Source organism: Oleiphilus sp. HI0066, from assembly GCF_001635725.1.
Window position 1 is genome coordinate 1 of sequence record NZ_LWFH01000271.1, and the last position, 966, is coordinate 966.

At 40.9% G+C, this 966-nt stretch carries 1 protein-coding gene and 1 pseudogene; both read left to right on the top strand.

Translation table 11 applies throughout. The features are described 5' to 3' along the window. Nucleotides 1-536: 2OG-Fe(II) oxygenase (locus tag A3738_RS04100; protein WP_068763379.1), on the top strand; the 536-nt coding region annotated here is incomplete at its 5' end. 40 nt (nt 537-576) lie between these two features. Beyond that, nucleotides 577-788: pseudogene (locus A3738_RS04105) on the top strand (integrase core domain-containing protein); the annotation flags it as partial. Nucleotides 789-966 lie beyond the last annotated feature (178 nt).

A 966-nucleotide genomic window follows, 5' to 3' on the forward strand; every position in this document is an offset into this window, starting at 1 on the left:
AAGATGCGGCGGTGTCTCTACCTAGAGAAATCAGACATAACGATAATCTTACTTGGGTGACTGATGAGGCTACCGATCAGCTTATCTGGGAACGTGTGAAGCACTTAACCAACAATAATCCAGAGATGTTTGATAACCAAGAGGCTGTTGGGATTAATGCACGATTTCGCTTTTACCGCTATAGCGAGGGCGACTTTTTTAAGAATCATATCGATGGAGCGTGGCCTGGCTCACGAGTGGTCAATGAAGAGCTTATTCATAACGCTTATCCAGATCGATATAGTCAGATGACATTTCTCATCTTACTTAACGAAGACTTTGAAGGTGGCGCAACAAGGTTTTTGGTGAACTTAGAAGATTCAACGCAGCCAGCACGAGGAAATGCATCGGTTAAGGAAGTTGATATCCGCACACCTATTGGTGGTGTCCTTTGTTTTCCACACGGGCATCATCCTTTGCATTGTTTACACAGTTCTCAGCCCATCTCTAAAGGAACCAAATATATTATTCGGACCGATTTACTGTTCACCGTATAGCGCGCTGCTTGTGCGAAAAACTTTCGTACTTATTGGTGCTGACATTGAGCACACCAAAACTAAAATCTGCCATCCAAAAACGAACGGAATATGTGAAAGGTTCCATAAAACGATCTTGTTGAAGCTCAATCAACCTACTTGGAGACGTATATTCTATGGTTCGATTGAGGAATTGCAGCATGATCTGGGTGAATGGCTAGTTTACAACAAAGACGAATTCATCAAGGTAAAAAGTGTTGTGGGAGAGCGTGAATGAAAACTTTACTTGATGGTAAATGGATCTAAAGGAAAAATTCTTAAATTGAGTCTGACTTGACAGCTACTATTCGTAAAATCGGATTTTATCAGCTCAAGTTGGAATAACGGCAATTAGTCCATTTTGACCGAGTATTTATCTATTTACTTTCGAGCCTATTTGAACGATAGCTTT